The following is an 8,488-nucleotide window of genomic DNA, read 5'->3' on the forward strand; positions in this document are numbered from 1 at the left end:
TTTCACGCTCTGACCGTGGGGCGGAGGCATGGCATATATCTCTCGTTGATCGAGCCTGGCCTTTAACTCCGCCAAAAAGAGCGCCGTGGCTTCGGAAAAGCTTAGCCTTGCATGGAATTTTCGAAAGGATTCCCAGTCTTCCTCGGGAAAATATCCAAATGGCCATTTTCGAAGGAATTCGACCGCAGCTTCAATCATAGTACAACCTACCGCTATATTCGGCGTTCTGGCAAAGGTACCCGCCTGCCTGAACGTAACTTCTGCGCGGCATTTACAAGTTTGCCAAGACGCGGCTTTTGGTTTTCACACCACTCCGAAAGCCATTGCCGAACTGCGCGAAGAAATCTCTAAGCAGCCATTCCGTCATCACGAAACGGCTGCCCTCGCCATAGCCTCTCAGAAAAGCCGCAGGTCCGCTTGCCCCAACTCTGCGGACGTCCACCCAAGTTTCGCTTCCGCTTGCATACACGATTGCGCAAATTATCATGAGGCCTGAGAAGAGGAATACTTAATGGGCATCGGCGCGCGAATAGGCGTGATTGCAACGGGTAGCGTACTGATCGCAGTTCTCTGTGTCGGGTTGCATTTCGGAATTGAGGCGCTTCGCACCGGGAGACAATCGAACCGGGTAAAGCCGGACCTTAACCGATATGCTGAAGAAGCGCAGCTTTGCTCCGAAACCTACCGCTTCAGCCAATTTTCTGATAACGACCATTGCAAGTCAGCTATGGAAGCCAAAAGAAAACTCATAGGCGCTGTGCCGTACAATAACCGAAAAATGGTAGATCAATTAAATTTCGCGTTAATAAACATGCGCAATGCCTATATTGGTTCGTTTCGCGAGCATGGTTGTCAGAAAGCGTGCATGGATATTTCCATCGGCGCCCTTTGATCAATGCGCTCAACGTGGCAGGCAAAGTCCGCTTCCCCGACTTTCCGACTTTGAGGGAGCTTGGCTCGGGCGCCAGGAGCGGTCGACCGTTCAGCTGAAGGTCGGCTTTTCAAGATTTTAACCTGAAGCATGCCGTTCCGGACACGCCGACATAGCCGACTCTGGCGAGCCTCACCAAGCTGCTCGCGTTTGTTGCCCAACTCGCAAAAGATCACGACAAGAATCATCCCCGCGCAATTCTGGATGCTCAATCTGGTAGCGGCACGTATCTTGGACAGAGCGGATAAGTTCTGAGCTCTCGGATCCCGTCAGGCCTATCCCGCCCGCTTTTGCGTAAGCGCTAATGAATTCCGCCCTGCGCCCCGGTGCAGGCAAGCAGCCCTTGGTTATCCGTGTGGCTGGAGGTGACTGTTCGCCAGGCCTCAAGATCCGAACGACTTCACATGGACCAACGGGCAACCGCCTCTCGGGAAATATAAGTGTTCCCGCAATGGCTTCGGATACTCCAAGATTTCGCGCAAAGTAGCCAACGAAGCAGGCGCGATCGCCAGCATTGGCGAAATCGATAGTGCGATGCGATGCATACATCAGAAGCACGGCGGCCTGCCGCTGCCCGTCCGAGGTTTGTATTCGGGCATATGCGCATTCTCCGGCAATGACGTCGAGTTTGCTCACCCCCAAACCTCGTGGCTTCGCGAGCGCCTTAGCTGCCTCGTCATAATCCCTGCGGTTCGGAAAAAGAAAAACCAATCCCTGCGAATAAGCAGGGATATCAGTATTGCGAAGAAAAGTTTCGGCATGTTCGATTTGACCTAATACTTCGGCAATGGAGGTTAATCGATTGGTCTCCGACGTGACAACAACTTGCGGTGGAGACACATGCCCCGAAAGTGCGGCAACTTTGGGATCGCCAAAGGCAAAGCTGACATTCCCGAAGATATTGGCCCATTCGAACCGGTCGGGCACTTCAATATATGTCCGCATTGGCGAAGCTTGGCCGCCACTTTCAGCATGAAAGAATGTCAGCGTCGACGGGGAGAGTGGTCTAAGACCGTTGTCCCTCATACCCAACGTTAGCAGCTCAGATGCGTGGCTCTGACCTGCTGAGGTAACAGAATTGCTGCATGCCGCGAGCAAGATGGAGCCCGACAAAAACACTTTAGTTACGAGCTTCATACCGGACGTTCTCCCCACGAGTCGTTGCGGGTAGCACTGTCACCTAAGCGCGTGAAAGGCGTTAATGGCTTTTTGTCCGCTAACCCGACAAAGCGGAATGTCGGATTTTCAGAGTTTTAACCGGAAACCCGCCGTTCCGGACCCGCCGACCTTGCGGACATCCGACCGAGCGATAGAAAATGCCTATGAACGTCTTGGTCGTCTTCGAGCCTGCCTACGCGGGCAGCACCTGCGATGCAGTTTGGATCGTAGATTCACCTGAAAACCGCGCGTGGTTCGAACGGCATTCGCTGCACATCGATCAGAACAGCGCCGTGTTTAATCCTGCCTCCGACCCCCTGAACATACTGTGGAATGTGTTCGAGCATCATCCGGGGTGGACGGAGATCAATGTAATGGGCGAGCAGATTACAGGCGAGATTGCTTCAGGCATTGCAGAGGAAGCGTCCATCCAGAGCGAGACGGACGAAGGTTTCAGCCTCAAACGAGTTAGCTGAAGGTCCGCTCTCCCCGACATTTTGGTCGTAGAGGGTCTCGATTCGCCCCCTGCATAGCGCCCGTCCGTTCAGCTTGTGGCCAACCCAGCAATCGGCCGCTTTCATGGCGCCACAAAGGCCACGTGAAGGTCAGCTAAGTCGGGGTCAGCGGACGTTGAATTTCCGACAACGCCGCGCAATGATAGGAAATGAATCCGAACCTATCTGCGTTTGGCCTTTTGATATTGGCCTTGTTCTGCTCGGCATGCTCTGCTGGCAAGCCATCCACAATCTCACAGGATGGATGTGACGTTGCCCTACGCTATGCAAAAAATTTCAAAACAATGTCCGGCCTGTCTATTGCTATGAAGCATTCGCCGGATGCAGATGAAATGTCGATTCCAACGCCGGAAAGCATTGAGTCTTTTTTGAAAGAGCGTCCCGAATTCAAGAATGATACCATGCTCCCTTTGCTGCGCAAGTTGGCTGTTATACGCGATGTTAGTGTCGTAGGGGCGTGCCCTGAACTTGAACGGTGGTACAAAGATAACAGCACCGTCTTGAATGACCACATTTACGACAGAGTGGAGAAGGAAATGCCGCCTCTCGATCGTCCGGGTAGGGAGGCATTGAAAAACGCAATACTAAAAATGTCGGCCCCGGCCATCTCTGATGATGGCAATACAGCCTATTTCTATATCGCCGAAGCAACCCAAACTGCGGGTGGACGGTTCGCTATTACTTACAAAAAAAATGCCGAGGGTAATTGGCATTTGAAAAGCAAGGACCCAACCGGCGGCGTCCCATAAACGACCGCTATGTTGGCGGCTCCGGTCTGGCAGCTTTCCGATTAAAATCATGCAATCTTGCCATTCAGGTTTCGGGAGCGCGGCTGCGCACCGCCTATGACGGAAATGGGCGCGTAGCTGCCAGATTCCCCTGCCCTCCGCCCCATCAAAACCGCCGACAAACCGGACGTTGGCCGCGCCGTTTCGGCTTCTTGATAGCTGCCGTCGGTTCACCGACTTCCTAACGAACCTGAATGACCGGGCGTGGGACTTTCCGGCCCGTCCGCTTCGGAGCGGGTTATCAAATAAGCTGCCGTTCACGGTTTCAAAAGAGGGGTTTGAGACTTCGTCTGTCTGAGGCTTAAGAGCCCCGTTAGGATAATCCTCGGATAGGCCCGTGTGGCAGGAATTTGCAGGAACCGTACCAGCCCCCGTGATCTTGTTCGCCGGCTTCCGCTTACACATGGGAGAGTGGGATTCCTTCACCTTGCCCTTGGTGTACTTCACGCTCCAGCGGGCATCGCGATCCTTCTGCCGGACTTTCGCAGGCCTGTCCTTCCAGCGCTCGGGGATCCGGCCCGCCTTGATTGCCGCCTTCTCCTCTTCGGTATTGCGCTGCTTGGGCGCCGGCACCACGGTGGCATCGATGATCTGCCCGCCCATGGCGAGGTAGCCCCGGTCGGTCAGCGCCGCATCGAACCGGGCGAAGAGCTTGTCGATCGCCTTGGCCTTCACCAGGCGCTCCCGAAACAGCCATACCGTTGTCGCATCGGGCACTGTTCCGTCGAGACCCAGGCCCAGGAAGCGTTGGAACGAGAGCCCGTCCTTGATCTGGAATTCCGTCCCTTCGTCCGACAGCGAGTAGAGCGCCTGCAGCACCAGGATCTTGAACATGAGGACCGGGTCGAATGGCGGACGCCCACCCTTGCCCCGAGGGCCGCGGCGCAGCGCCGCGACCAGTGGCCCACGGAATACCTCGAAGTCCACGACGGCCGCCAAGCGCTCCAACGGATCACCGGCCGCGCTCAACGCCTCATATCGGTCCGAAAGATCGAAGAAACCCGGCTGTCCAACCATCACCGCCTCCGCTGTCGCGCTCGCGCAGTGAATCATCTCATACCGTCAGGCGCTACCGGTTTTTCGAAGTGTCTACATGCGTGATCGTGGGCTTCGCGGCTCCTGCGAGCTCGAGAAGCGCCGCCGACATGCCTTTAAGGTGCGATACCTCCCCCAAGAGATCATGGCTGCCAGTCTGTCATCTGCAGTACATTCCCGCCGAGGCTCTGAAACGCACGCTGGCGGCAGGAGAAGACAATAATCTGCTGATCACGCGCTTGCCGGTGCAGTGCGTCGAACATGCGCTCGATCCGTTCATCGTCCGAATAGACGAGCGCGTCGTCGAGGATCACTGGTGCGGCTCGGCCGTCGCGCGCGAGCAGGCGGGCAAAAGCTAGGCGTGTGAGGACCGACAATTGCTCGCGCATGCCGCCGCTGAGGCGGTCAACATCTTCCCGCAGCCCAGCGCGCACGATCGTCTGCGGTAGGAGCGTCCTATCGTCGAAGGTGATAGTGACATCGTCGAAGAGTAGGCCAAGCAGCGGGCGCAACTCGTTCATGACCGGCTTGAGATAGAGATCACGTGCACCTGAACGCGCTGCCTCCAGCGCCTGCGTCAACCGCGTCAGCACAGCGACTTCCCGTTGGAATGCAGAAACGCGAGTTTCTGCGGCCGACAAGGCATCGGCTGCTTCTCGCCACGCTTCCTCTACGGCCTCGTCTGATCGAGCGGTGATGCGGGCGTTCAACCCGGCGATGGTCTCGCGCAACTGCTGGATTTCGGTTGCGGCAGCCTGTTCGACGGAGCGCACCCGGCGCAGCGTTGCATCCGCCGCTTCCAGATCAACCGCTTCGGCGCTGCGTGCATCAAAAACCTGCTTGGCATCCGCCAGCGCGGCATCGCGTTCGGCGAGACGCGCCGCCAGACCTTGCCCCCTGGCTTCTCGTTCATCGACGGGGCCGAGGATCGCAACGACCTGCTCGTCACGCGTCTGCAACCGGGCGAGCACGGTCTCAGCCTTGATAAATGCCTCGTCGGCCTGTGCTCGGGCAGGTTCGGCTGACCTTATGGTCTGTGCCGCCTCGCTTCGCCGCTGTTCTGCAGCGTCACGGGCGGCGCGTGTTTCATCCGGATCGGCCTTCAACTCGACCGGCGAGGTATCCACGCTGGCCGAAGCTGCCACCGTCTCGCGCAACGCTTCCAGCCCGTCGGGTGCGATGATCGTGAGTTGCGCCTTGGCTTCGTTGGCCTGCGCCTCGACCGTTCGGGCGTGAACCTGCTGGGCGCGTGCCGCCGCCAAATCGGACACTCCCATTGCGGCGAGCAAGGTCCCTCGCTGCGCTTCCGCTGCTGCGAGCCGACTATCATCGTCGGCGGCGTTGGAGCGTAGCGTGATCGTGCCGATACCGGGCGCGATGAGCTGAGCGCGGCCGTTATAGCTGCGCTCCTCACCGTCACCGAGCGTCGCGCCGCCCAGCGTTACACGTGCAGAAGCGAGCGTATCATAAGCGACCGTCACAGATGGGCGCGCGGCGTCCTGCACCGCACGAATGCGGGCGATCTCGACATCCAGATCGGCAAGTTCATCGACCGCGCCGTCAGGCAGCCTGATCCCGGCGAGTTGTGCTTCACAGGTTTCGATCGTGCCGCGCACCGCTTCGGCCCCCTGCAGCCGTTCCTCCCACTCCGCACGTCGCTCAGCCGCATCCCGCGCTTTGATCGCCGCATCAAGAATGGCGAGCAGTTCGCGTGCCGCCTTCTCATCCGCTTCGGCTGCTGCGATCTCGGTCTGCGCATCGGCTATCGTCTCGCCAGTCGAGCGCCGACGCTCGACCGCCTCGTCGCGGCGGCGATTGGCTTCGCGGCTGTCCTCCGCCAACTGCCGTGCTTCGGCCAGAGCCTCGTCGAATTGCCGGTGGTTGCGCAAAGCGGTGTCGCGCTGTTCACGCGCAAGACCGAGTTCGGCCTGCGCGGCCTTCAGCCGATCGGCTTGTGCGCGGGCAGTATCGAAGGCGACTTCGGCGGCGTCCACCGCCTGTTTGCGGGCATCGCGCGCATCGGGATTTTCCAGCTCGGCCAGCCGACGGTGAGAAGTTCCGCGCTGATCGAGCGCTTCGCGCAGGTTGCTCACCTCACCGGCCAGCCGCTGCTCCTCTGCCGCCAGCCGGTCGCGTAAATCGATCGCGGCGGCATAGCGGCCGCCAGCTTTTGGACGTCCTGTCGCGGTGACAAGTTCCCCGGCAGCCTCCCCGGCAGCGGCCATAATCTCGGCCATACGCCGGCCACCCGTCATAGCCTCTACTTCACCCTGCACCGATTCAAGCAGGCTGGTGCGGACCTGCAGGTCGTTATCGTCGTCTTTCTTGTTGCGTGGCTCTATACCGGTAAGCCCCTGACGCACCCACAGCAGCCCTGCCGGCCCGCCGGCACCGCCGTGGATGAGCTTCCCGATGAAGTTCTCTGCCTCGTCCGCCTGTGCAATCAGACGCCCGGACGCGAGATCCACGACCTTCGCGAACTTCCCCGCATAATACTGCTTGGTGATCCGATAATGGGTATCGTCGACAACGACATCCGCCTCGATCAACGGGTTGCCGCCGCTATAGGGGCGCAAGGCACGGACCCCGCCAGCCGTGCTGGAATGCGGCTGGAAGAATAGTCCGTGCAACGCCTCGAAGCTGGTCGATTTGCCGAACTCGTTTGCGGCGCACAACACGTTGACGCCGTCGCCGATCCCTTCGATTGCAACGCCGTGCCCGGCGAACCGCTTGACGTTGTGAAAACGGAGTGCTGTTACCTTCACTGCGACACCTTTTCGGCATAGTCGTAAAGACGCGCCAGCGCGGCAATGGCAATCGCCCGTTCAGCGGACGAGCGGCCCGCATCCTCGCTCTCGGCTAGCAAGGCGTCGGCGGCGTCTCTCAGGGCACCGGCGCGATCGATCCGGTCAAGATCGCCGACGTCGCATTCGGTCGCCAGTCCGGTTTCGTCGAGGTCGAGCCATGCGAAATCAGGGGCGGCGCGCTCGATCCCGGCTGTCAGTGCGGTGCGCCTGGCAAGCCCGGTGCGGCCGGTCGCAACGATCCTGGCCAACGTCTGTCGGCGATCCCGCAGATCGGGTAGCAGCGCCTCAAGTGCCGCGCCAGGATCTTCTTCCGCCAATATGTGGAGGTCCAGGGTGCGCCAAGCAAAGCTCCCGGTAGGAACTGAAGTCACTACAGGCACCGCGCCGACCCCAGCAATATCGACCAGCAACGCCGTGCCGGATCGATCATGCTTGAACCGGTCCTGCTCGGGCGAGCCACTATAGTGGGTTCGCGGATCGACCTCGATCGCGCCGTGCCAGTCGCCCAGCGCGAGATAGTCGAGCCCGGCGCGGCGCGCGCGATCGGGGGCGATGACTTCGGCGCTCACTGCATCTTCTGAAAAGCTCTGGATCGCGCCGTGGGCAAGGCCGATGCGGATCGCGCCATCGGCAGTGGCTGCGCCATCCATCCACTCGCTCAGATCGCGACCCGGCCGCCTCGTCGTGCAGGGTGCCGGCAGAATGACCGCGCCGCCCGTCAGCTCGATCGGTTCTGCGACTGTCGCCAGCACGACATTGTCCGGCGCCTCGCTGACCAGCAGCGTCCACAATTCAGTCGCCTGCAGGGAATCATGGTTGCCCGGCAGGATTACCCAGCGGACCGGCGCGTGATGCGCCATCTCGGTCAGCGCCTGTCTCCGGACATCGGCAGCGGGCGTTTCGGTGTCGAATGTGTCGCCGGCGAGCAGGATCGTGTTCACGCCGTTCAGTCGCGCCTGTTCGGCCAGCTTGCCGAGTACGGCGTGGCGGGCCTCACGCAGGCGACCGGGAAGGTCGCCGGAGAAGTTTCCGAAGCGCTTGCCGAGATGGAGGTCGCTCGAGTGGATGAAGCGCGCCATGCTCATTCCACTCCGGGTATGGCGGAAGCGCTCGGCACGGCCGCGTCACTGCCACGGCCCCGCGCGATCGCCTCGTCTAGCCGGGTGCGCGATCCGGCTGCCAGCCGCTCGACCCCCAGCATCCGGGCCAGTTCGCGTGCAGGGTCCGGCTCTTCGAGCAGGTCTTGATTGTCCC

At 60.0% G+C, this 8,488-nt stretch carries 6 protein-coding genes and 1 pseudogene; 2 read left to right on the forward strand and 5 right to left on the reverse strand.

Annotated features, from left to right (window positions below; translation table 11 throughout):
* On the reverse strand, nt 1-198 hold a 198-nt coding region (locus V7066_RS28465; protein WP_334186293.1), incomplete at its 3' end, for a hypothetical protein.
* 313 nt (nt 199-511) lie between these two features.
* On the opposite strand from V7066_RS28465, the gene V7066_RS28470 reads away from it, so the two are divergent.
* Complete coding sequence (locus tag V7066_RS28470) at nt 512-892, forward strand: hypothetical protein (protein ID WP_334186294.1); 381 nt, start codon at nt 512-514, stop codon at nt 890-892.
* Between the two features lie 171 nt (nt 893-1,063).
* On the opposite strand, the gene V7066_RS28475 is transcribed toward V7066_RS28470, so the two are convergent.
* The gene (locus tag V7066_RS28475; RefSeq protein WP_334186295.1) at nt 1,064-2,068 is read right to left on the reverse strand and encodes a hypothetical protein; all 1,005 of its coding nucleotides are present in this window, start codon (nt 2,066-2,068) and stop codon (nt 1,064-1,066) included.
* Between the two features lie 185 nt (nt 2,069-2,253).
* Between V7066_RS28475 and V7066_RS28480 the strand changes: the two genes are divergently transcribed.
* On the forward strand, nt 2,254-2,565 hold the full coding sequence (locus V7066_RS28480) for a hypothetical protein (protein ID WP_334186296.1): 312 nt from the start codon (nt 2,254-2,256) through the stop codon (nt 2,563-2,565).
* A 1,232-nt stretch (nt 2,566-3,797) separates the two neighbouring features.
* Here the strand turns inward: V7066_RS28480 and V7066_RS28485 are convergent.
* The 3 genes and pseudogenes from V7066_RS28485 to V7066_RS28495 form a co-directional block, all read right to left on the reverse strand.
* Nucleotides 3,798-4,409 (reverse strand): annotated as a pseudogene (locus tag V7066_RS28485) (transposase); the annotation flags it as partial.
* A 161-nt stretch (nt 4,410-4,570) separates the two neighbouring features.
* Nucleotides 4,571-7,192, reverse strand: coding sequence for an AAA family ATPase (locus V7066_RS28490; protein WP_334186297.1), 2,622 nt, complete (start codon nt 7,190-7,192; stop codon nt 4,571-4,573).
* On the reverse strand, nt 7,189-8,313 hold the full coding sequence (locus V7066_RS28495) for a metallophosphoesterase family protein (RefSeq protein WP_334186298.1): 1,125 nt from the start codon (nt 8,311-8,313) through the stop codon (nt 7,189-7,191). Before V7066_RS28495 ends, V7066_RS28490 begins: the two co-directional genes overlap by 4 nt.
* Between the last annotated feature and the right edge of the window lie 175 nt (nt 8,314-8,488).

Source organism: Novosphingobium sp. (assembly GCF_036820275.1).
In the GTDB taxonomy this organism is placed as follows: Bacteria; Pseudomonadota; Alphaproteobacteria; order Sphingomonadales; family Sphingomonadaceae; genus Novosphingobium.

Bases quoted from the DNA above. Each gene is read 5' to 3' on its own strand.
- V7066_RS28470 (WP_334186294.1), top strand. From the start codon at position 512: ATGGGCATCGGCGCGCGAATAGGCGTGATTGCAACGGGTAGCGTACTG.
- V7066_RS28475 (WP_334186295.1), bottom strand. From the start codon at position 2,068: ATGAAGCTCGTAACTAAAGTGTTTTTGTCGGGCTCCATCTTGCTCGCG.
- V7066_RS28480 (WP_334186296.1), top strand. From the start codon at position 2,254: ATGAACGTCTTGGTCGTCTTCGAGCCTGCCTACGCGGGCAGCACCTGC.
- V7066_RS28495 (WP_334186298.1), bottom strand. From the start codon at position 8,313: ATGGCGCGCTTCATCCACTCGAGCGACCTCCATCTCGGCAAGCGCTTC.